This window comes from Acidimicrobiales bacterium, assembly GCA_022452145.1.
GTDB lineage: Bacteria > Actinomycetota > Acidimicrobiia > Acidimicrobiales > MedAcidi-G1 > UBA9410.
Genome location: JAKURY010000002.1, coordinates 160,691 through 182,317, shown reverse-complemented (window position 1 = coordinate 182,317; position 21,627 = coordinate 160,691). Strand labels below are relative to the sequence as shown.

Sequence of the window (21,627 nt, the reverse complement as noted above, 5' to 3'; positions counted from 1 at the left end):
GCGGCGTCGTCTACGACGCCCGGGGTCTCGTAGAACCAGATCCTGAACCGCCCATGACGGCGGAGATCGACGGTGACCGAGCGGTCATAGACGCCACCGACCTCACCACCCGCAAGATCAACCTGGAACTCAAGCGCATCGTCTACGACGAGGGCGTGAACGAGGTCACCATCGTCAACCCGGGGTCCAAGCACTCCCTGGGCGTTGGAATCCTGAAGCGCTGCAGGTTGACCTTCGAGGGCAGCCCAGGCTGGTACGCCTGTGGCCTGATCGACGGGCCGGAGGTCCAGATCAACGGCCGGGTCGGTTGGTCACTGGCGGAGAACATGATGTCCGGATCCATCGTGGTCGACGGTCCGGCGGGCTCGCTGACTGGTGCCGCCCTACGCGGTGGGGACCTGGTAATCAAGGGCAACGTGGGTGCTCGGACCGGCATCGACCAGAAGGGTGGCACGATCATCACCCTGGGTAGCGCCGGCATCAACACCGGCTTCATGATGCAGCGTGGCCGCCAGATCATCTGTGGTGACGCCAACGACGGCCTGGGCGACTCGATGTATGACGGCGCGATCTACGTCGGCGGAAAGATCGCCTCGCTCGGCGTGGACTGTGTGCCTGCCGAGATGACCGACGACGACCACGAGTTCATCAATCGTAAGTTCGATATCTACGACCTCGGCACCCCACCGGACGTGCAGAAGTTCGAGTGCGGCAAGGTGCTCCACAACTACGACGCGCTGGAGCCCTCTGAGCGCAAGCTCGTGCTTTAGGAGGAGTAGACGATGCCAGAAGCGAACGACATCAAGGGAGTGGACACCCCGAAGGTCGACACCAACGCCGCCACCGACGTACTCGGCAAGAGCAAGATCTTCACGCCGGAGGTCATCAACGACATCCACGTGAAGGCCGAGTTGGGCCGCTATCGGATGCGTGGGTTCTCCATCTTCAAGAAGATCCCGCACTGGGACGAGTTGGTGTTCCTGCCCGGAACGCTCACCCGGTTTGTGATCGAGGGCTATCGGGAGAAGTGCGAGACCAAGACCGTCCTCGGCGGTCGCTTCGCCAACAACCCCTTGGAGTTGGACATCCCCGTCTATATCACCGGCATGAGCTTCGGCGCCCTGTCGCTCGAGGCGAAGATGGCCCTGGCCAAGGGAGCCTCGATGGCCGGTACGGCGACCTGTTCCGGCGAGGGTGGCATGATTCCGCCCGAGCGGGACCTCTCGACCAAGTGGTTCTACCAGGTGATCCAGAGCCGTTACGGCTTCAATCCGCACCACCTCATGTTGGCCGACGCCGTTGAGTTCTTCATCGGACAGGGTTGCAAGGTCGGCCTGGGAGGGCACCTCATGGGCCAGAAGGTCACCGAGCAGGTGGCCGAGATGCGCTCGCTGCCCGCGGGGATCGACCAGAGGTCGCCTGCGCGTCACCCGGACTGGATCGGTCCAGACGACCTGTCGCTGAAGATCCAGGAGATACGGGAGGCCACCAGCTACCAGATCCCGATCCAGCTCAAGTTGGGTTCGGCCCGGGTGTACGACGACGTGCGTATGGCTGCCAAGTGTGGTCCGGACACCATCTACCTGGACGGGGCGGAGGGTGGCACCGGCGCCGGTCCGCACCTCGCCACCGAGGAGACCGGCATTCCGTTGATGGCCGCCATCCCTGAGGCCCGACGGGCCCTGGAGGACGTGGGCCTGGTCGACGAGGTCGACCTCGTGGTGGCCGGTGGCATCCGCAACGGTGGTGACGTGGCCAAGTGCCTGGCCCTGGGCGCCAAGGCAGTGGCTCTGGGCACCTCGGCGCTGATGGCGCTGAACTGCAACAAGCACATCGATGGTGTGACCGACTACGAGGGCACCATCGGCGTGCCGGCCGGCGAGTGCTACCACTGCCACACCGGTCGCTGCCCGGTGGGCATCGCCACACAGGACGTGGAACTGCGGGCGCGACTCGATGTCGACGAGGCGGCTCTGCGGGTCTACAACTTCCTCCACACATTGACCATGGAGGTCCAGTTGCTGGCCCGGGCCTGCGGAAAGACCAACATCCACAGCCTCGAGCCGGAGGACCTGGCTGCCCTCACCCACGAGGCATCCGCCATGGCCAAGGTGCCGCTGGCCGGCACCACCTACATCCCCGGTGTCAGCGAAGAGCGGGCGTTGCAGGAGATGAAGGACCTGATGGCCAAGCAGATCATCGGAAGTGGGGGCTGAGGACCATGGCTGTGAAGCACACCACCGCCATCGACGCAGAGACCCTCGCCGGTCGCCGGTTCGAGTACCAGGAGGACATCTCTTTGGTAGAGGACCTCGACCTGATGGAGTTGACGCCGGGCAGGGACCTCAACTGGCTGGAGGACATCCACCTGCTCGAGGAGGACGGCACGCCCGCCGTGTTCGACCGGTACTCCAACTCGTTCCTCAAGATCTACTTCGACATCCCGGAGGGTCGCGAGGACGAGCTGGCACGCAAGGTGCTGATGAAGCACCTCATCTCGGGCAACTCCTATGGCATCCAGCTGAAGGAGAAGCACTGTAAGTTCCATCAGGTAGAACTTGGCCCCTGGGTCGCCGACTCCAAGTCGGTGGGCGACAACTGGCGGCCGCCGACCCTTGAGGGCTGGGAGCCTCCCGCCCACTGAGCGACTTGCGCCACACCGACCCATCAATCTGTCCCGTCGGCCCACGCGGTTGGCGGGGTGTTCCCCACGAGGAGCCTCGTCAGTGAACGCATCGCAGGTACCCGAGTCCGTTCGGTACTGCATCATCGGCGCCGGAATCCACGGCTTGTCGACCGCGTGGCACCTGGCACGCGAACTCAAGGCCCGTGGCAGCGGTGACGGCAGCGACATCCTCGTCGTCGAGAAGTCCCACGCCGGTTCCGGGCCCTCCGGCATCGCCTGCGGCGTGGTCCGAAACAACTACTTCCAACCCGCCATGCGTGAACTCATGGCCCATTCGGTCCAGGTGTGGGAGTCAGATCCGGAGGCGTTCGAGTACCACCCGGTCGGCTACCTCCAGATCTCCTACGACGAGATGCGCGCCGATGTAGCGACGATCGCCGAGCAGCAGGCGGCCATCGGCTACGAGTCCGTATTTGTCGAAGGCGAACAGGAGACCTTCAACTACATGAAGGGCATCTTCGATGACTGGCGCTGCACCGGGGTGACCAGCGTCCTCCACGAGAAGAAGGGCGGCTACGCGCACAACATGGCGACCGTCAATGGCCTCCTGGCCAAAGCCCAGGCCGAGGGAGTCAACGTCGTCACCGACACCCTCGTGACCGAGTTGGCCCTTAACGGAGGAGCGGTCTCCCACGTCGTCACCAACAGGGGATTGATCCAGGTCGACCATGTCGTGGCGGCTGCGGGCCCCTGGGTGCCCAAGCTGTGGGAGATGCTGGACCTGCCGGAGACCACCAAGATTCTCTTGGAAGGCGAGATCTTCGAGGTCCCAACCTGGGAGTTTTGGGCCCTCCAGGAGGGCACCCTGGACGTCGATCCCGGCTACCTCATGAACAACGAGGGAAACATGCCACCAGTCGTTCACGTCGACGCCGATGTGCCGCTGTACGACGAGGACAACAACCTGCTCGTCGATGGCAAGTGGGGCGTTTACTACAAGCCCGACTTCAACTTTGGCGGCGTGCAGGGCGGCTACATGCCGTATCCGGTGAAGCGCCCCTGGCGTGACGTGGCGATCGACCCGTACGGTCCGGCCAGCCCCGACTTCGTGGTCGGCACGGACTTCCGCCAGGTGTGGGCGGCTGCGCTGTCTCACTGCCAGGAGCGTTTTGAGGGTAAGGCCAGCCTGATGAGCCACGCCCCATCGGGTGGCATCGGGGCCTTCACCCCCGACAACTTCCCAGTGTTCGACACCTTCCGCGAGAACGTCTACGTGGTCGCAGACTCGAACCACGGGTTCAAGATGATCGGCGTGGGTGCCCTGGTGGCAAAGGAACTAGTCGGCGAGACCCAGGCACTGCTAGAGCCGTTCCGCTATTCCCGCTACGCCGAGGGCCGGCTGCACCCGGTGAGCAACTCGCCGTACCCCTGGAGTTAGACCGCAGCGGCCCTACGGGGCCGATCGAACGTCGACCGGTGGTCGGGCCCGTGCCCGGCCACCGTCGCGTCCGGGTCCCGTCCGCTCAGCCGCCGCCCTCCGGCGCCTCATCGAGCAGGTAGGTCGCCATGGAGTCGTCCATCGCCTCCATCCACGGGGTGTGGTGGACGGGTGCCATCGTGCCGGTGAGCGTCGACTGGAAGCCCTTGTCGCGGTAGTTCATGATGTCGGCGTTCTTGTCGGCCTTCCACTGCTTGAACATCCGGTTGACCTCACCGATGTTGAAGTCGGGGTAGTCGGTGGCGTCAACCAGCTCCTGCGTGGAGTCGCCCTGGAAGTCGATCTCCTCGTAGGCGGTCTCCAGGGCCTCCTCGCGCTCGAGCCAGCCGGCGCTGTCGGCCGCCATCTCGGCAGCCGACGGCAACTCGATGCGTCCGAGCATCACATCGCGGGCCCACCAGGCCTGAGCGTCGAACATGTTGAACGTGTAGTACTGGTCCTGCATTCCCAAGTAGAAGAGCTTTGGGTTCCGCTCCCAGACCACTCCCTTGTAGAGCCCGGGCGCCCAGAGGCGGTTCTTCGTCTCAAGGCGCAACTCGTCGGGCAGGAACGGGAAGAAGTGCTGGTAGCCGGTGCACAGGATGATGGCGTGTACGTCCCGGGTCTGGCCGTCGGCGAAGTGGACGGTGTTGCCGTCCACGTGGGTCAGGATCGGAAGCTCTTCCCAGTTGTCCGGCCAGTCGTAGCCCATCGTGCCGGCACGCGATGTGCAGTAGATGCGTCCGGCGCCGTACTTGTGGCACTGGGAGCCGATGTCCTCGGCCGAGTAGCTAGCTCCCACAACGAGGATGTCCTTGCCGGAGAATTCCACGGCATCGCGGAAGTCGTGGGCGTGGAGGATGCGGCCCAGGAACCGCTCGAAGCCCGGGTAGTGCGGCACGTTCGGAACCGAGAAGTGGCCCGATGCCACTACCACGAAGTCGAACTCCTCGGACGAGGTGTGGCCGTTCACGAGGTCGTGGCTGGTGACGGTGAAGAGCTCGGTGGGTTCGTCGTAGGAGACCTCGCGGACCACGGTCCGGAACCTGATGTACTGCCTCACGTCGCTCTTCTCCACGCGACCCTTGATGTAGTCCCAGAGGACCTCGCGTGGGGGATAGGAGGCGATGGGCTTCCCGAAGTGCTCCTCGAAGCCGTAGTCGGCGAACTCCAGGCACTCCTTCGGACCGTTTGACCACAGGTACCTGTACATCGAGCCGTGGACGGACTCGCCGTACTCGTCGACCCCGGTGCGCCAGGTGTAGTTCCACAGGCCGCCCCAGTCCTCCTGCTTCTCGTAGCAGACGAGTTCGGGGACCTCGGTACCGTCGGTCGCCGCCGAGGCGAAGGCCCGCAACTGGGCCAGGCCGCTGGGTCCGGCTCCGATGATGGCGACGCGGGTCATTGTGGTGCTCCGGTTGGTCGGCTGGTCGGTCGGGGTTGGCTGGCGAAGCGGAGCGTGGCTGTCTAGGCCTCGATCAGGCCGAGTTGCTTCTTGCGCTTGTCGGACCACTCGGAGATGAGCAGGTCGATTGACATGCCGATGCAGGCCACGGCGATGCCGGCGACTATGGCCCGGCCGCTGTCGATGTTGGGCTGGGCCTCGATGAGCTCCCGGGCCAGTCCGGTGGTCTTGATGAGTCCGGCGATCATCACCATGAAGAGGCCGAACATGATCGTCTGGTTGATGCCGAGCATGATCTCCGGTACTGCCATGGGCAACTTCACCTTCCAGAGGGTCTGCCGCCGGGTGCAGCCAGCCATCGTGGACGCTTCGATCAGCGGCTTCGGCACGTTCTGGATGCCGAAGATCGTGTATCGGATGGCCGGCACGGATGCGGAGAGGACCACGGCGACGATGATCGCCGTTTCGGAGACGCCGAAGAACATGATGGCTGGGAACAGGTAGACGAACGACGGGAAGGTCTGGAAGAAGTCGAGGAGCACCTGCACCACCGCGTTGCGTCGCGCCGTGGTCGCTGCCCAGATCCCGAACGGAACACCGAAGATGATGGCCAGTAACACGGCGAAGGTCAGCTGGTAGAAGTTCCACATGGCCTGCCACCAGAACCCGGCGAGGGAGATGAAGGCGATCATGCCTGCGGCCAACAGGGCGGGTCGGCGACCGTTGATGAAGTATCCGACCACACCGAAGAGCAGGACGAGGCCCACCCATGGAATGGTGAGGTAGGCGTCGCGCATGGGCAGCAGGATCGCGGACTCGAGGGCGTCCCGGAAGGTGATGGTGTAGTCGCGGAGGTTGAATGTGAAGGACTCGTCGATGGTTCGGAGGGTCACCCAGCCGAGCGTCACGATCACCGTCATGGCCGCCGTCCAGGTGAAGCGCAGCGACTGTTGGGCTTGGGTGGCCGCCTCGCCGTGGGAGCCGACATCCCCGGAGGCCTGGGCCAGTAGCCGGGTTCGCACCGATGAGCCGTACGCCAAGGCGGCGACGCCGGCCGCCACGAAGACGTAGATCCACGGCTTGGTGGACAGGTGCAGGAAGTCGAACAGGTCGACGGACCATCCCGCCAAGGCCAGGGCGGCCGCGGTGATGAGCCAGCGGTAGCGCCGGGTGTCCCAGGCCCTCCATCCGGCGACTGCGATGGCGGCCAGGAAGAGCACTAGCCACCGACCACCGGACAGGTGCCACCACGCCACGTCGCTCTTGCCGTTGTCCACGAGGAATTCCCAGAAGCCCTCATGGCCCCGCATCCACGAGTTGGGTACGCGGAAGGCCGCATCCCAGGCCTGGGCCAGGAGGAGGCCGCCCACCATCACGGCTCCCGAGGCCAGGAGGTACGGGTGGCGTTTCCAGAAGGGCGCGCCCTCTGGGTAGTGGGTTGGCTGGAGCCGACCCAGCCCCTGGCTGAGGCGGTCCAGGGTGATGGCCATGACGACGATGGCGATCCCGATCTCAGTTCCGGCGCCGATGTGGAGTCCCGTGAGGCGGAACAGGAGGTCCTGTCCCAGGCCGGCGGTGCCGACGAACGAGGCGATGACCACCATGGCAAGGCATTCCATGACCACCTGGTTGATTCCGACCAGCAGGGACTGGCGGGCGGCGGGCAACTCCACCTTCCACAGCATCTGCCGGCGTGTGCAGCCGCCCATGATCCCCGCCTCGATGACCTCACTTGAGATCCCCTGGATGCCGAGGATCGTCACCCGGGCCATCGGTGGGATGGCATAGGCGATCGTGGCGATGACACCGGCCTTGTGCGAGAGGCCGATGAACACGCCGATCGGGATGAGGAAGGTGAAGTGCGGGAAGGCCTGTGTCAGGTTCATGATCGGGATCAGGAACTGTTCGACCCGACGTCGCTTGGCAGCCACCAGGCCGATGACGGCTCCGAGCAGGGCGGCGATCGGAACGGCCACCAGGACAGCGGACAGCGTGATCATCGTCTTGTCCCAGCGGGTCTCCGCTCCGGCCTGCTCCGCAGGTTCACCAACGAAGGAGGCGTAGAGGATGAACCCGACCGACAGGAGGGCGAGGCGCCAGCCACCCAGCTTCCAACCGACGACACCGAAGAGGCCGGCGATCACGATCCACGGCAGGGCGGGAATATGCCACGGCTCATAGAGGCTCACCACGGCCATCCAGCCCACGAACGCGGTCGCAATCGTCCACGCGGTGCTCCGGCGTTGCCAGGCCATCCAGCCCGCTCCACCGACGAGGAGGGCGAAGATGAACAGCCACGGCATGTCGGGAAGATGCCAGGGCCCGTAGCCGCTGATCAGGAGTCCCTCGGTGACGTCCAGGGGGAACTCCAGCCATCGTGCGACCTGACGGAAGAAGGCCTTGACGTTGAAGGATTCCTCGTTGGTCTGCAGGGTCACCCAACCGACGATGGCGATGGCCGTGGCGGCGGCCGTCCATTCGAACGTCCGATCCTGCACGGCTCGGGCTACAGAGGCGATGCCGACCACCACGAAGACGTAGACCCACGGCGTCGTGGGAACGTGCAGGAAGTCGAACAGGTCGACGGACCAGCCCATCCAGGCCACGGCCACGATGGCAGCCAGCCAGCGGTTGCTCCGAGTGCGCCAGGCCATCCAGCCAGTCGCCCCGAGGCAGGCCAGGAGAACCAACAGCCACGGTCCCTTGGAGAGGTGCCACGCCACGGTGAACTGGAAGAACTCCTCGTAGCGGAGGTGGTCGAACCAGATGTTCACCCACCCCGTGGCCTTGTAGCTGACGCTCGCGAAGCCGTCCCGGCCCGCAAAGTTGAACCAGTCGACGGTCCAGGTCCGCGGAACCCGGTACAGCCATTCAAGCGCAGCAGACTCCCCTTCGTACTTGCCGGTTCGGGAGATGGAGTGTGACCCGAGCCGCCACCAGGCGAACCACAGGATCAGGAATGGTCCTAAGGCGATCGTCGCCTTCTGGCGACCGGAGAGTTGTTTCGCTGGTCCATCTACCGACGCGGCGTCGGAGGTGTCGATGGGTTCGGACGTGGTCTGATCGGTCATGACCTGGTGATCACTCAGCCTCGAAGAGTGCCTCGGTCACCTGCGCCGCGGTGATCGAGCCGACAACCTCCCCATCTTCGACCACCCTCAGTGGGATCGCAGAACTGAGGATCTGACTGGCCACCGACGCCACGAACACGCGCCCGTCGACGTCGTCCTGGGCGTCATCCGATGGTGGACCCATCAGGGTGTGGACTCGAAGCAACTTGGCCCTGGAGACGTTCTTGGTGAACGCGGCGACGTAGTCGGAACCCGGGTTGGTGATCAACTCCTCGGCGGTGCCCATTTGGTCGATCACCCCGTCGCGCATGATCGCGATTCGGTCGGCGAGACGGATGGCCTCGTCGAAGTCGTGCGTGATGAAGATGATCGTCTTCTGCAAGGTGGACTGGAGTCGGAGGAATTCGTCCTGCATGTCGCGCCGAATGAGGGCGTCGAGGGCGGAGAACGGCTCGTCGAGGAACCAGACGTCGGGCTCCACGGCCAGGGAACGACCAATACCGACGCGCTGTTGCTGTCCGCCGGAGAGCTCCCTGGGGTAGTAGTTGCCACGTCCGTGCAGCCCTACGAGATCGATGATCTCGAGGGCCCGGGCGTTCCGGGTGGCAAGGTCGACACCCTGGACTTCGAGCGGGAAGGCCACGTTATCGAGCACCGTGCGATGCGGGAACAGGGCGAAGTGCTGGAACACCATGCCCATCTTGTGTCGGCGAAGCTCGACCAGCTCCCGCTCGGAGGCGGCACGCAGGTCCTCACCGTCGAATTCGATCTCGCCGGCTGTTGGTTCGATGAGGCGAGACATGCAGCGGACAAGGGTGGACTTGCCTGAGCCGCTCAGGCCCATCAGGACTACGAGCTCGCCCTCATAGACCTCCAGCGAGGCGTCCCGAACTGCGGGGATGTAGCCGCCCTCCTTGATGGTGTCCAGGTCGGGATCGCCATCGTGGGCGGCCAGAAACTTGTCAGGATCGGGCCCGTAGAGCTTCCAGACGTTCCGGCAGGCCATCTTGGGTTGGTTCATCGTGTTAGGCCTCGCTGGGGGAACTGGTGGCCCCGTGGTCGAAGCACCCTAGTGGCAAAACGGTAACGGGCCGGCTGCCGAGGGGGTGGGCCCCGGCAACCGGCCCGAGATTACGGCACCATCAGATGCCGTGTCCGTTTACGACTAGCCGACCCAGGCGTCCACCCGGTCGGCGTTGTCGGCCAGCCACTTCGCTGCCGCGTCCTCGGGCTCCATGCCGTCGATGTCGACGTACATGGCGAACTGGGCCACGTCCAGGTTGGTGAAGTTCATCCTCTGGACGACCTTGTACGCGTTCGGCCACTTGTCCGGGAAGCCGGACCACACACCGAGCTTGAGGTACCCGTCCTTCGGGTTGCCACAATCGTGCGTGGTCTCGGGGTTGAGGCCCCACGAAGCGTCGGTCCGACACTCGTCGGCGAACTCCGGGAACTCGATGAACTTGCCGTCGTACATGGCCTCGACGAAGTTCGGGGTCCAGTTGAAGATCACGACGGGTTCCTGGTTGGCAGAAGCTGCATCCAGCGCTGCCCACAGGGCACCGGCGGTGCCGGCGTTCTCGACAATGAAGTCCATCTCGAGACCCTCGACACGCTCCTGGTCACCCTTCAACCAGTCCACCGGGCCACCAAGGAAGCGGCCCTTGCCACCCGAATCGGGCGTGGCGAACATCGAAGCGCAGTCGTTGAGCGCCTCCCAGTCCGGCAGACCCGGGCAGACGTCCTCAACGTAGGACGGGTACCACCAGTCCTCACGGGTCTTGGCGTCATGCGTGGCCGCATCGATCACACAGCCAGCGTCGACCTGCTCCATGAAGGCAACGCCGAAGGCGCCTTCCCAGACCTCATGAACGAGGTCCATGTCGCCCTCACACATTGACGTGTAAACGAGCGTGGAGTCAGCCGAGATGTACTCGACCGAGTTGCCAGTGGCTTCCAGGATCGCACCAACGGCGTAAACGCCGGCGATCTGGGACGACCAGTTGTGGATCGGCAACTTGATCGCATCAGACGAATCCGCCGCCGCAGCGGGAGCCTCCGGGCAGACGCTGGCATCCGCGCTGGCCCATCCGGTCCAGCGGGCGCAGTTGTCGGCGAGCCACAAGGCTGCCGCATCCTCGGGCTCCATGCCGTCGATGTCGACGTACATGGCCAACTGGGCGATGTCCAGGTTCGTGAAGTTCATCTTCTGAACCGCGGCATACGCGTTCGGCCACTTGTCCGGGAATCCGGACCAGACGCCGAGCTTGAGGTAGCCGTCCTTCGGGTTGCCACAGTCGTGAGTCGTCTCCGGGTTGAGGCCCCATGAGGCATCGGTCCGGCACTCGTCAGCAAACGTCGGGAACTCGATGAACTTGCCGTCGTACATGGCCTCGATGAAGTTCGGGGTCCAGTTGAACAACACGATCGGCTCCTGGTTGGCAGAAGCTGCCTCCAGGGCTGCCCACAGGGCACCAGCCGTACCGGCGTTCTCGACAATGAAGTCCATCTCGAGACCCTCGACACGCTCCTGGTCACCCTTCAACCAGTCCACCGGACCACCAAGGAAGCGGCCCTTGCCACCCGAATCGGGCGTGGCGAACATCGAAGCGCAGCCGTTGAGCGCCTCCCAGTCCGGGAGACCCGGGCACACGTCCTCAACGTAGGACGGGTACCACCACTCTTCACGGGTCTTGGCGTCGTGCGTGGCCGCATCGATCACACAGCCAGCGTCGACCTGCTCCATGAAGGCAACGCCGAAGGCGCCCTCCCAGACCTCATGAACGAGGTCCATGTCGCCCTCACACATTGACGTGTAAACGAGCGTGGAGTCAGCCGAGATGTACTCGACCGAGTTGCCAGTGGCTTCCAGGATCGCACCAACGGCGTAAACGCCGGCGATCTGGGACGACCAGTTGTGGATCGGCAACTTGATCGGATCAGACGAATCCGCCGCAGCGGGAGCCTCGGTAGCAGCCGGTGCCGCCGTGGTAGCCGGAGCAGCCGTCGTAGCCGGAGCGGCCGTGGTAGCCGGAGCCGCGTCGTCAGCGTCGTCGCTGCCACACGCGGACACGACGAGCGCTAGCGCAGCCAGCACCGCAATGAACCTCATTCGTTTCCTGGTCACTTTCCTGTCTCCCTCCGACCGGATCGCCCTGCCGGCGCGCCCGATCACATTGTTGAACTCTTCGGACCCTAAGAGCCTGTGACGCAAGACACAAACTCGAGTACGCATGTCGACGGGTTAACCGCCGACCAGATGGCAGGCGACCCCGTGCCCCGGAGCGACCTCCCGCCACGCCGGCACCTCGCTGCGGCAGCGTTCCACGGCCTCCGGACAGCGGGTGCTGAACGGGCAGCCGGGTGGTGGGTGAGACGGGCTGGGAATGTCCCCCTCGAGGATGATCTTCACCCGGGTCGCCTCCACGACCGGATCCGGAACCGGAGCCGACGACTGCAGCGCCCGGGTATAGGGATGAAGCGGTTCGGCGTACAGGGAGTCGACGTCGGCGAGCTCCATGATCTTGCCGAGGTACATCACCGCCACCCGATCGGCTATGTGGCGGACCATGCCCAGGTCATGGGAGATGAACAGGTAGGTGAGGCCCAGCAGGTCCTGCAGCTCCTCCATGAGGTTGACGACCTGGGCCTGGATGGAGACGTCCAGGGCAGCGATCGGCTCGTCACAGACGATGAAGTCGGGGTTCAGCGCGATGGCCCTGGCGATGCCGATCCGCTGCCGCTGCCCGCCCGAGAACTCATGTGGGTAGCGGTTGGCGTGCGACGGGTCGAGGCCGACCAGACCCAGCAATTCCTCCACCCTCTCCTGGCGCTCCCTGGACGACGACGTTCTGTGCTCCAGGAGGGGCTCGCCGATGATCGAGCTGACGGTCATCCGGGGGTTCAGCGAGGCGTGCGGATCCTGGAACACCATCTGCATGCGGGGCCGTGTGCGGCGCAGCTCGCCTGCGGCCAGGCCGACCAACTCGACGCCGTCGAACACCACGCTGCCCTCGGTGGCCTTCTCGAGTTGGAGGATGGTGCGGCCGATGGTGGACTTGCCGGACCCGGACTCCCCGACCAGCGCGAGGGTCTCGCCACGACGGATGTCGAACGACACCCCGTCGACGGCCCGCACGGCTCCGACCTGGCGACGGAACATGCCCTTGGTGACCGGGAAGTGCTTCTTCAGGCCCCTGACGCTGACGAACACGTCGGATCCGGGCGCCTCCGCGGCGGTCGTGACGCCGTGCGAGCTAGCGGTGGACACGTGGACCGTCCTCGTCGATGTCCCACCAGCAGGCCAGCCGACGGGTCCCGGATATCGCCACCAGGGCCGGATCCTCCCGGTGGCACCGGTCATGGACGTGTGGACAACGGGGAGCGAACGAACAGCTGGTCGGACGGTTGCGCATGTCCGGTGGCTGGCCCTCGATGTTGACCAGCTTCTGCCCCCTCACCGCGGCGGACGGCAACGAGGCCAGGAGACCGCGCGAGTAGGGGTGCTGTGGCGATGCGTAGAACTCGTCCACCGGCGCGTCCTCGACGATCCGACCGGCGTACATGACCACCACCCGGTCCACGAGGCCGGCCACCACCCCGAGGTCGTGAGTGATCCAGATGACCGCCATCCCCAACTCCCGGCGGAGCCTCTTGACCAGTTCCAGGATCTGGGCCTGGATGGTCACGTCCAACGCCGTGGTCGGCTCGTCGGCCACGAGGATCCTCGGTCGACACGCCAGGGCGACGGCGATCATCACCCGCTGGCGCATGCCCCCCGAAAGCTCGTGCGGGAAGCTGCGAAGGCGCTCCTCGGGCGAAGGGATCCCGACCAGCTGCAGCAGTTCCAGGGCCTGTCGACCGAGTTCGGTCGACCGACCGGGCTGGTGGATCCGGAGGGACTCCATGATCTGGTAGCCGACGGTCAGGACGGGGTTCAGCGACGTCATCGGATCCTGGAATATGAACCCGACCTTCCCGCCCCGTACCAGCCGCAGTTCGTCGAGGTCCATGGCCAGTAGGTCCCGACCCTCGAAGATCGCCTCGCCCGCGACTATCTCCCCCGGCGGCATGGGTATGAGGCGGAGCAGCGACATCATCGTCACGCTCTTGCCCGAGCCGCTCTCGCCGACGACGCCGAGGACCTCGCCGTCGGCCAACTCGAACGACACGCCGTTCACGGCGTGCACCATCCCGTCCTGGGTGTCGAACTGGGTTGTCAGGTCGGTGACCCTGAGGACCGGCTGGGCATCCGTCACCTCGGTGACCCCGTGGGCCAGCTGGTTACTGGTCACCTACGCAGGGTTCATCCCCGGAGTCTGTCCCAGACATCCTGGTCGGCCATGTCGATGATGGTGTAGGCCATGGACAGGGCGCCGTCCCTGATGGCCTTCATGCCGTCGGCCGTGACGGTGTGGTCGGCGAACTCCACCTGGTGGTTGACGGCATCGCCTGACTCGATGCCCAGCATCGGGTGGATGGAGGGAACGACCTGGCTGACGTTGCCCATGTCGGACGAGCCACCGCTGAACCCGGTCTCCTCCTCGGTGGGCATCGGGCGGTCCATCGCCACCGAGTTCGCCCTGTAGAGGTCGGTGATGACCGGATGGTTGACCATGTTCTCGTAGGGATGGTCCTTGGCCTCCCAGCCGAGGCGGCAGCCGGTGGCCGTGGCCGCACCCTCGAAGCAGGCCCTCACCTTCGGGACCAGCTCCGCCAGGCGCTCGACGCTGGCCGAGCGGATCAGCCAGACCGACTTCGTGTAGGCCGGGATGATGTTCGCCGCGTCACCACCGTGGCTGATGATGCAGTGCACACGGTCACCGGAGAGCATGGCCTGACGAAGCGTGGCGACGTTCATGTATGCCTGCACGAACGCGTCCAGGGCGTTGATCCCCTCCTCCGGAGCGAACGCCGCGTGCGACTCCTTGCCGAAGAACTCAACGTCGTAGTGCTGACAGGCCTGGAACGAGGGGTCCAACTGGTCGAACGGACCCGGGTGCACCATCATCGACGCCACGGCGTCCTCGAAGGCGCCTGCGTTGATCAACTCGACCTTCCCCCCGCCGCCCTCCTCGGCCGGCGTACCGAGGACGGTCACCCGGATCCCCAGGTCCTCGGCCAGGCCAGCCATCGCCACCCCGGCCCCCGCCGCGGCGGTAGCGATGATGTTGTGCCCACAGGCATGTCCGATCCCGGGCAGGGCGTCGTACTCGCAGCAGATGACCACGCGGGGGCCGCTGGTTCCCACCGTTGCCTCGAAGGCAGTGTCCAGGCCATGGCTCGGATAGGTGACGTCGAAGCCCTGTCGGGACAGAAACGAACTGAGGCGCTCTGACGCCTCGAACTCCTCGAAGCCCAACTCGGGGTTCTCGTACATCCACTGGGAGAGCGAGCAGAGCTCGTCCTCCACCACCGTGAACGAACGTTCAGCCACCTGCTTCTGCGACACCGGTCCCTGCGACATCGGTCGAACGTACCATGGGCCTCGAACGCCGACCTTGGCGGACGGCCTCCCATCAGGAGCAACCTGAGGTTGCCACCGATTCAACGGCCCAGCGTCCAGAATGTCCAGCGTGGTGACAGCCGCCCCCTACCTGATCCTGGCCGCCGTGGGCGCTCCCGCCCTCTCCGGTCTGGCCACGATGCTCCTCGGTGGATCCCAGAGGCTTCCACGCCTGACGCTGGCGGCAGCCGGACCGGTCGCCAGCGTGGCCCTCCTGGCGATCCACCTGGGACGACACGGCGTGAGTCCCGCCGACACGCCGACCGGCACGATCCCGTGGGTCCCGAGCCTGCAGCTCGACATCAGCTTCCTCGTCGACGGCCTCGGTGCCTTCTTCGCCCTCCTCATCGCCGGCATGGGCGTGGTCGTGGTCCTCTACGCTCGTGCCTACTTCGGCCCCGACGACGCGTCGCTGGCCCGGTTCTTCCCCACCCTCGGGTTCTTCACCAGCGCCATGCTGGGGGTAGTCCTGGCAGACCACCTGTTGCTGACCGTCCTGTTCTGGGAACTGACCGCTATCAGCTCATTCCTCCTGATCGGATGGGACCGCGACGACGCCGACGCCGGGAAGCGGGCCATGCAGGCATTCTTCACCACGGGCCTGGGCGGCCTGGCCCTGCTCGGGGGGATCCTCCTCTTTGGAAGCCACACCGGCATCTGGCGCTGGAGCCGCCTGATCGCCGAGGCGACCACCATTAGCCACGACGGCACCGTGGTGGCGGCGTTCGTGCTGATGTTCGTCGGGGCGGCGACCAAGAGCGCCCAGTGGCCCCTCCACGACTGGCTGCCGGGCGCCATGAAGGCCCCGACGCCGGTATCGGCGTACCTGCACTCGGCGACCATGGTCAAGGCCGGTGTGTTCCTTCTCGGTCGCATGCTCCCGGCCTTCGGCGCCCTGGCCCTCTGGCTGCCCCTGCTGGTGTCGATAGGCGCGGTCACCATGCTGCTCGGGGCGGTGCTGGCCCTTGGCCAGAGCGACCTGAAGCGGATCTTCGCCTACACGACTGTGAGCCACCTGGGCCTGCTGGTCGCCATGTACGGCATGGGGGGAGCGTCCACGGCCGAAGGCCTCATGGCCATCGACTGGGACCTCACCCAGATCGCCAGCCACGCCCTCTACAAGGCGCCGCTGTTCCTCGTCGTCGGGGCGCTGGCACACCTGGTCGGGGCCAGGCGCCTACCCGAGCTGTTCGGCCTGTGGCACCGACCCGGCACCGATACCAAGGTGGTGGCCGTCGTCCTCCTGCTCAGCGGCTACGCGCTGGCCGGTGGACCGGGAACCGTCAGCTTCGTCGCCAAGGAGCTCTTCTTCGCCGCCACCACCCACGCCGCAGGCCTGCACCCGCTCCTGGCCGTCGTGGGTGTGATGGCGATGGCCGCGGCGGCGTGCAACGTCGCCATCTTCGTCAGGCTGGCCACGACCGTCCTCGGTAGCAGTGCCGGGGTACGCGACGGTTCCGCCGTCCCCGAGCCGGACGCCCACGGAGTGGACCGCTGGGCGTTCATGCTCTGGGCTCCGGCAGCCGCCCTGATCGCACTCCAGTACCTGGGCGGCCTGGTCCCGTCGCTCTGGAACCGGACCTTCCGCGGAATCGAGGTGAACGTCAACGACGGGGCGTTTGCCGACGGCCTGCCGTGGGCCTGGGAGCCGTTCCTCCACCCGGGGATGCCGCTGCTCATGTCGATGGTCGCGATCGGCGTCGGGGCGGTGCTCGGGTTCTCGGGCTGGATGCGACGGGACCTGGTCGACGTCCACACCCGGATCTGGCCAGCCTCCTACCGGGGCATCCTGCAGGGCGGCCACCGCCTCTTCCACTCGGTCCAGACGGGCCACGTCCGCCACTACCTGGCCGTCGTCTTCGGGGTCCTGACGTTGTGCATCGGCTGGGCCGCCTGGGCCGACCCGGCGATGCTGCGCCCGCCCGCGGGCATGGCCCCACTGGAGTACCCCGCCGGACTGCTGCTGGGCGCCGTCGTGTGCGCCACCGCCATCGCCCTCCCTATGGTCACAGAGCGCGTGGTGAGGGTGCTGGTGCTCGGGGCCAGCGGCTTCGCCGTGGTCGGCCTCTACCTCGTGTACCAGGCGCCCGACCTGGCCCTCACGCAGCTCATGTTCGAGATCATCTCGGTGATCCTGTTCCTGCTGGTGCTGCGCCTGCTGCCCCGGCCGGACCGTCGACCCCGGATCCGGGTGCTGCCGCGCCTGGCACTCGCCTCGGTGGTCGGCATCACGATCGGGTGGATGACCCTGATCGCCGGGCACGCAGCCGACAGCCGGGCCGACGACACCCCGACCCTCGGGGCGTTCTTCGAGGCACACAGCCTCCAGGGCTCCGAGTTGACCGATGGTCGGGGGGGCGAGGGACGCAACGTGGTCAACGTGATCCTCGTCGACTTCCGCGGATTCGACACCCTGGGGGAGATCACGGTCCTGGCCACCGCCGCGCTGGGCGTCTGGTCGATGCTCCCCGGTCGTCGCCGCCACCGCGAGGAGGAGGACGTCAGGGTCCCGACAGGCCAGGGGACACAGCGATGAGGATGTCGTCGGTGATCCTGCGGACCGCGGTCCGGTTCATCCTCCCCCTGACCTTCCTGTACGCCGCCTATGCGGCGCTGAAGGGGCACAACGGGCCCGGCGGGGGCTTCATCGCAGGGCTCATCGCCTCCGTGGGCCTGTGCACCTACCGGATGTCATACGGCGACCGGGCATTCCACCGGCTCCTGCCCATCCACCCCCGGTGGCTCGTGTTCGTCGGGCTGGGCCTGGCCGCGGGGGTCGCCGCCCTGCCGCTGCTGTTCGGCCAGCCACTCCTGCGCTCCGCTTCGACCACCCTGCACCTGGGTGGCGCCGACGTCCACCTGGTCTCGGCCACGGCGTTCGACCTGGGCGTCCTGCTGGTGGTCGTCGGGGTGGCCGTGGGGATGATCAGTCGCCTGGGCGAGGAGCTGGATCGGTGACCACCGTCCTGGCCATCTGCGTGGCGGTCCTCGTGACGGTCAGCGTCTACCTGATGCTCTCCCGCGAGCTGAAGTCGGTCGCCATGGGTGTGTTCGCCCTCGGCCACGGCGCCAACCTGTCCATAATCGCCATGAGCGGATCACCGGTCCTGGCGGACGGCGGGCTGCGGAACCCTCCGATCCTGGGCGCGGTCGGCCTCGTGGATCCCCTCCCCCAGGCGCTGATCCTGACGGCCATCGTCATCAACTTCGCCGTCATGGGCTTCCTCCTGACTCTCCTGATACTCACGGCGAAGCGCACCGGCACGCTCAACGTGGACGAGTTGGCGACCGAGGACCGCCCGACCCGTGGGCGGACGGGAGACGACCGGTGACCAACGACCTACTCGGCCTGTTCGTGGTGATCCCGCTGGTCACCAGCCTGGCGACGGTCGCCCTGGTCCGCCGACCGGTCCCCCAGCGGGTCCTGGGCCTGGCCAGCCTCTGCTCGATGCTGGTGCTGGCCCTGACGTGGCTGGTCCGGATCCGGCACGGCGAGGTGATGGTGTCGCAGATGGGTGCATGGCCGGCGCCGTTCGGGATCACGCTGGTCTTCGACAGCCTCTCCGGCCTGCTGCTGTGCGCCGGACTGCTGGTGGCCACCGCCTGCTACGTCCACGGCTTCTCGATGGTCGAGCCCCTCACCGAACGGCGCTACTTCCATCCGCTCATGCAGCTCCTGCTGGTGGGGGTGAACCAGAGCTTCCTGACCGGGGACCTCTTCAACCTCTTCGTGGCCTTCGAGATCATGCTGATGGCGTCCTACGGGCTGCTGGCCATCGGGCGTACCCGTCGGCAGATGACGCAGGCCTACAAGTACCTGCTGTTGAACCTGGTCGCCTCGACGGTGTTCGTGATCACCGCCGGCCTCGTCTACGGGATGACCGGCACGCTGAACATCGCCGACCTGGCCCGGTTCGTCGCCGACCGGTCCGCCGCGGGCGTGCCCCTCCCGACGGGGTTCACCGGCCTGTCGGTCATGCTGCTGGTGGTCTTCGGCCTGAAGGGGGCGTTCTTCCCGCTCTGGTTCTGGCTGCCGGACACGTACCACACGTGCCCGGTTTCGATCGCCGCGCTGTTCAGCGGGCTGCTGACCAAGGTCGGCGTGTACGCCGTCCTGCGTACGTTTCCGCTGGTCTTCGCCGCGGGAGAAGCCCGCGACGTCGTGCTGCCGATCATCGCCGTATCGGCGGGGGTGACCATGCTCCTCGGGGTGCTGGGTGCGGTATCGCAGCACGACGTCCGGCGGATCCTCGCCATACACGTGATCAGCCAGGTGGGCTACATGGTGTTCGGCATGTCGATGATGACCACGGTCGGCCTGGCCGGGGCGCTGTACTACATGATCCAGCACATGGTTGTGAAGAGCTCCCTGTTCCTGTGCTGCGGGGTGATGGAACGCCACGCCGGCTCGGACGACCTCGACGGGATGGGTGGGCTCCTGAAGCGCCACCGTTGGCTGGGGGTGGCCTTCTTCGTGGCGGCCATGAGCCTGGTCGGGCTGCCCCCGCTGAGCGGCTTCTTCGGCAAGCTGGTGATCATCCGGGAGGGCTGGACCATGCACTGGTGGCTCTCGGCCATCGGCCTGGCGACCGGTGCGCTGACCCTGCTGTCCATGCTGAAGATCTGGACCGAGGGATTCTGGTCACCGGAGTCGGGGCCGGCTCCGGCCCGGGGCGGCGCCACCACCGCCAGCCTCCGCCCAGCCCACGTCGGCATCGGGATCCTGGTGGTGGCAGCGGTGTCAATCGGCCTGGCCGCAGAGCCCATCTACGACATCGCCTTCCACGCCGGGGAGCAGCTCACGGATCCGTCCGCCTACATCCAGGCAGTGAGCCCGCTGGCTCCCGACTCCGTGGTGGCCGCGACCGGAGGTGGCGGATGATCCGCAGGGTGGGGTTCGACGCGGCGCTGGCGGGGCTCTACGTGCTCTGGTCTGGGAACCGGACCGGGTTCGGCCTGCTGGTCGGCCTCACCCTGGGCTTCGTCGTGGTCTCCGTCTACGACCTCGCCACGGCGCATCCGAACCACGGTCGTCGCGCTCTCCGGATGCTGCGGTTCGGGGCGTACTTCCTGGCCATCCTCGTCAGGGCCAACCTGCAGATCGCCCGCGAGATCATGACGCCCGGGTTCAGCCAGACACCGCGCATCCTCCGGTACCCGGTCGACGACCTGGACGACGTGCAGACGACCGTCCTGGCCAACTGCATAACCCTCACCCCCGGGACGCTGGTCGTGGACGTCTCCGACGACGACCGCTGGCTGTATGTGCACTGCATGTACGCCCGCGACCGCTCCGAGGCCATCGCCGGCCTCCGGAGGCTCGACGAACGACTCCGGCGGGAGGTCTTCTCGTGGTAGGCGTGGTCGTCGAGGCGGGCATCGTCGCCGTGGTCGTCGGGATCGGCCTGGCCATGTACCGCATGGTGAAGGGACCACACCTGGCCGACCGGGTGCTGGCCGGCGACGTGCTGTCGCTGCAGGTGGTAGCCCTGGTCGTCCTCCTGGCCGTCGACCAGCGGCGGGCCGTCTCGCTGGACGTGGCCCTGCTGGTGGCCATCGTCGGGTTCGCCTCCACGCTGGCCTTCGCCCAGTACATCGGAGCGGTCAGGACCGGCCCCCGACCGCCGGACGATGGAGAGGGGACGTAGGTGGACGGGCTACGCGACGTGGCGACGGTCGTCCTGCTGGTGTCCGGCCTCTCGTTCATGCTCATCGGCGCATGGGGCACCGTCCGCCTGCCCGACGCCTACCACCGGCTGCACGCGGCCTCCAAATGCTCGACGCTAGGGCTGCTCGGGCTGCTGCTCGGCGCCGTGGTGCACATCGGAACCGCCGCAGCCCTCTCCAAGGCGGTCCTGACGCTGGTGTTCACCTTCGTAGCCGCTCCGGTGGGCTCCCACATCCTGGCCAGGAGCGCGCACGCCGCCGGACTGGAGCAGTGGGAGCTGACGCTGTCCGACGAGTTGGCCGAGGATCAGGCGGCCGACCCGGACCGGTAGCACCGACATCGGTCGGCGCTGTCGTCAGGCGGACCCGACCGCCAGGCCTCTGGCCGACGAACCCGCCGGTCAGAGGCCGAGACGGTAGACGTTGGTGGCCCGCTGTTCGAAGCCGAGGCGCCGGTAGAGGCGGTTGGCGGCTTCCCGCGACGGCCTCGACGTCAGGTCGACGGTAGTGGCGCCGACTTCCCGGGCCCTGTCCATGGCAGCCCGGTTGAGGGCCTCGCCCACACCCCTACCCCTGGCCGACCCGTCGACGACCACGTCCTCGATCCAGGCCCGCAGGCCCGTCGGGATCCGGAAGATGGCCAGCGTCAGGCTCCCGAGGATGGCCGACTCGCCTTCGACGCCGGGATCCTCGGCCACCAGCAGGATCGACGCCTCGGATCCCACGATGGCCTCCAGGGCGTCGGCGTCGGGCGCGGGGCTGGAGTTGGACAACTGTGGAATCAGCCTGGCCATGGCCGCCACCATGACGTCGTCCACCTCGGTGACCTCACGAACGGTGAACGTCCCTTCCCGAGCCTCTCCAACCATGGTGGGT

19 protein-coding genes are annotated in these 21,627 nt (G+C 66.4%); 11 read left to right on the top strand and 8 right to left on the bottom strand.

Annotated features, from left to right (window positions below; genetic code table 11):
* The first annotated feature begins 53 nt into the window (after positions 1–53).
* From MK177_01150 to MK177_01135, 4 genes are all read left to right on the top strand, one after another.
* Complete coding sequence (locus tag MK177_01150) at positions 54–770, top strand: hypothetical protein (protein MCH2425920.1); 717 nt, start codon at positions 54–56, stop codon at positions 768–770.
* 12 nt (positions 771–782) lie between these two features.
* Positions 783–2,216 (top strand): FMN-binding glutamate synthase family protein, encoded by a 1,434-nt coding sequence (locus tag MK177_01145; GenBank protein MCH2425919.1) that lies wholly within the window; start codon positions 783–785, stop codon positions 2,214–2,216.
* 11 nt (positions 2,217–2,227) lie between these two features.
* Positions 2,228–2,644, top strand: coding sequence for a hypothetical protein (locus MK177_01140; GenBank protein ID MCH2425918.1), 417 nt, complete (start codon positions 2,228–2,230; stop codon positions 2,642–2,644).
* Positions 2,645–2,726: 82 nt separating this feature from the next.
* The gene (locus MK177_01135) at positions 2,727–4,064 is read left to right on the top strand and encodes an FAD-binding oxidoreductase (protein ID MCH2425917.1); all 1,338 of its coding nucleotides are present in this window, start codon (positions 2,727–2,729) and stop codon (positions 4,062–4,064) included.
* A gap of 85 nt (positions 4,065–4,149) precedes the next feature.
* Here MK177_01135 and MK177_01130 read toward each other — a convergent pair whose 3' ends face one another.
* From MK177_01130 to MK177_01100, 7 genes are all read right to left on the bottom strand, one after another.
* On the bottom strand, positions 4,150–5,508 hold the full coding sequence (locus tag MK177_01130; protein ID MCH2425916.1) for an NAD(P)/FAD-dependent oxidoreductase: 1,359 nt from the start codon (positions 5,506–5,508) through the stop codon (positions 4,150–4,152).
* 62 nt (positions 5,509–5,570) lie between these two features.
* Positions 5,571–8,579, bottom strand: a complete 3,009-nt coding sequence (locus MK177_01125; protein MCH2425915.1) for an ABC transporter permease subunit — start codon at positions 8,577–8,579, stop codon at positions 5,571–5,573.
* 10 nt (positions 8,580–8,589) lie between these two features.
* Positions 8,590–9,600, bottom strand: a complete 1,011-nt coding sequence (locus tag MK177_01120; GenBank protein MCH2425914.1) for a glycine betaine/L-proline ABC transporter ATP-binding protein — start codon at positions 9,598–9,600, stop codon at positions 8,590–8,592.
* Positions 9,601–9,744: 144 nt separating this feature from the next.
* Positions 9,745–11,691, bottom strand: coding sequence for an ABC transporter substrate-binding protein (locus MK177_01115; GenBank protein MCH2425913.1), 1,947 nt, complete (start codon positions 11,689–11,691; stop codon positions 9,745–9,747).
* Positions 11,692–11,823: 132 nt separating this feature from the next.
* Positions 11,824–12,741, bottom strand: a complete 918-nt coding sequence (locus MK177_01110; GenBank protein MCH2425912.1) for an ATP-binding cassette domain-containing protein — start codon at positions 12,739–12,741, stop codon at positions 11,824–11,826.
* Between the two features lie 94 nt (positions 12,742–12,835).
* Positions 12,836–13,873, bottom strand: a complete 1,038-nt coding sequence (locus tag MK177_01105) for an ABC transporter ATP-binding protein (protein MCH2425911.1) — start codon at positions 13,871–13,873, stop codon at positions 12,836–12,838.
* Positions 13,874–13,884: 11 nt separating this feature from the next.
* Entirely contained in the window at positions 13,885–15,045 is a 1,161-nt protein-coding gene (locus tag MK177_01100; GenBank protein MCH2425910.1) for a M20 family metallopeptidase, read from the bottom strand.
* A 109-nt stretch (positions 15,046–15,154) separates the two neighbouring features.
* Between MK177_01100 and MK177_01095 the strand changes: the two genes are divergently transcribed.
* The 7 genes from MK177_01095 to mnhG are packed head-to-tail and all read left to right on the top strand — an operon-like array spanning position 15,155 to position 21,083.
* Positions 15,155–17,620: a DUF4040 domain-containing protein gene (locus tag MK177_01095; protein MCH2425909.1), complete on the top strand. Its 2,466-nt coding sequence runs from the start codon at positions 15,155–15,157 to the stop codon at positions 17,618–17,620.
* Positions 17,621–17,631: 11 nt separating this feature from the next.
* A complete protein-coding gene (locus MK177_01090; protein ID MCH2425908.1) occupies positions 17,632–18,042 on the top strand; it encodes an MnhB domain-containing protein in 411 nt (136 codons plus the stop codon).
* Positions 18,039–18,416, top strand: coding sequence for an NADH-quinone oxidoreductase subunit K (locus MK177_01085; GenBank protein MCH2425907.1), 378 nt, complete (start codon positions 18,039–18,041; stop codon positions 18,414–18,416). Before MK177_01090 ends, MK177_01085 begins: the two co-directional genes overlap by 4 nt.
* Entirely contained in the window at positions 18,413–19,966 is a 1,554-nt protein-coding gene (locus MK177_01080; GenBank protein ID MCH2425906.1) for a Na+/H+ antiporter subunit D, read from the top strand. Before MK177_01085 ends, MK177_01080 begins: the two co-directional genes overlap by 4 nt.
* The gene (locus tag MK177_01075; protein ID MCH2425905.1) at positions 19,963–20,442 is read left to right on the top strand and encodes a Na+/H+ antiporter subunit E; all 480 of its coding nucleotides are present in this window, start codon (positions 19,963–19,965) and stop codon (positions 20,440–20,442) included. Before MK177_01080 ends, MK177_01075 begins: the two co-directional genes overlap by 4 nt.
* 2 nt (positions 20,443–20,444) lie before the next feature.
* Entirely contained in the window at positions 20,445–20,732 is a 288-nt protein-coding gene (locus MK177_01070) for a monovalent cation/H+ antiporter complex subunit F (protein ID MCH2425904.1), read from the top strand.
* Positions 20,733–21,083: a monovalent cation/H(+) antiporter subunit G gene (gene mnhG / locus MK177_01065; GenBank protein MCH2425903.1), complete on the top strand. Its 351-nt coding sequence runs from the start codon at positions 20,733–20,735 to the stop codon at positions 21,081–21,083.
* A 69-nt stretch (positions 21,084–21,152) separates the two neighbouring features.
* Here mnhG and MK177_01060 read toward each other — a convergent pair whose 3' ends face one another.
* Positions 21,153–21,620, bottom strand: coding sequence for a GNAT family N-acetyltransferase (locus tag MK177_01060; GenBank protein ID MCH2425902.1), 468 nt, complete (start codon positions 21,618–21,620; stop codon positions 21,153–21,155).
* Positions 21,621–21,627: the final 7 nt, after the last annotated feature.

What these genes read in the sequence shown, in the direction of transcription:
- MK177_01150 (MCH2425920.1), top strand. Translation starts at nt 54, where the DNA reads ATGACGGCGGAGATCGACGGTGACCGAGCGGTCATAGACGCCACCGAC.
- MK177_01145 (MCH2425919.1), top strand. Translation starts at nt 783, where the DNA reads ATGCCAGAAGCGAACGACATCAAGGGAGTGGACACCCCGAAGGTCGAC.
- MK177_01130 (MCH2425916.1), bottom strand. Translation starts at nt 5,508, where the DNA reads ATGACCCGCGTCGCCATCATCGGAGCCGGACCCAGCGGCCTGGCCCAG.
- MK177_01125 (MCH2425915.1), bottom strand. Translation starts at nt 8,579, where the DNA reads ATGACCGATCAGACCACGTCCGAACCCATCGACACCTCCGACGCCGCG.
- MK177_01120 (MCH2425914.1), bottom strand. Translation starts at nt 9,600, where the DNA reads ATGAACCAACCCAAGATGGCCTGCCGGAACGTCTGGAAGCTCTACGGG.
- MK177_01115 (MCH2425913.1), bottom strand. Translation starts at nt 11,691, where the DNA reads ATGAGGTTCATTGCGGTGCTGGCTGCGCTAGCGCTCGTCGTGTCCGCG.
- MK177_01110 (MCH2425912.1), bottom strand. Translation starts at nt 12,741, where the DNA reads ATGTTCCGTCGCCAGGTCGGAGCCGTGCGGGCCGTCGACGGGGTGTCG.
- MK177_01100 (MCH2425910.1), bottom strand. Translation starts at nt 15,045, where the DNA reads ATGTCGCAGGGACCGGTGTCGCAGAAGCAGGTGGCTGAACGTTCGTTC.
- MK177_01075 (MCH2425905.1), top strand. Translation starts at nt 19,963, where the DNA reads ATGATCCGCAGGGTGGGGTTCGACGCGGCGCTGGCGGGGCTCTACGTG.
- MK177_01060 (MCH2425902.1), bottom strand. Translation starts at nt 21,620, where the DNA reads ATGGTTGGAGAGGCTCGGGAAGGGACGTTCACCGTTCGTGAGGTCACC.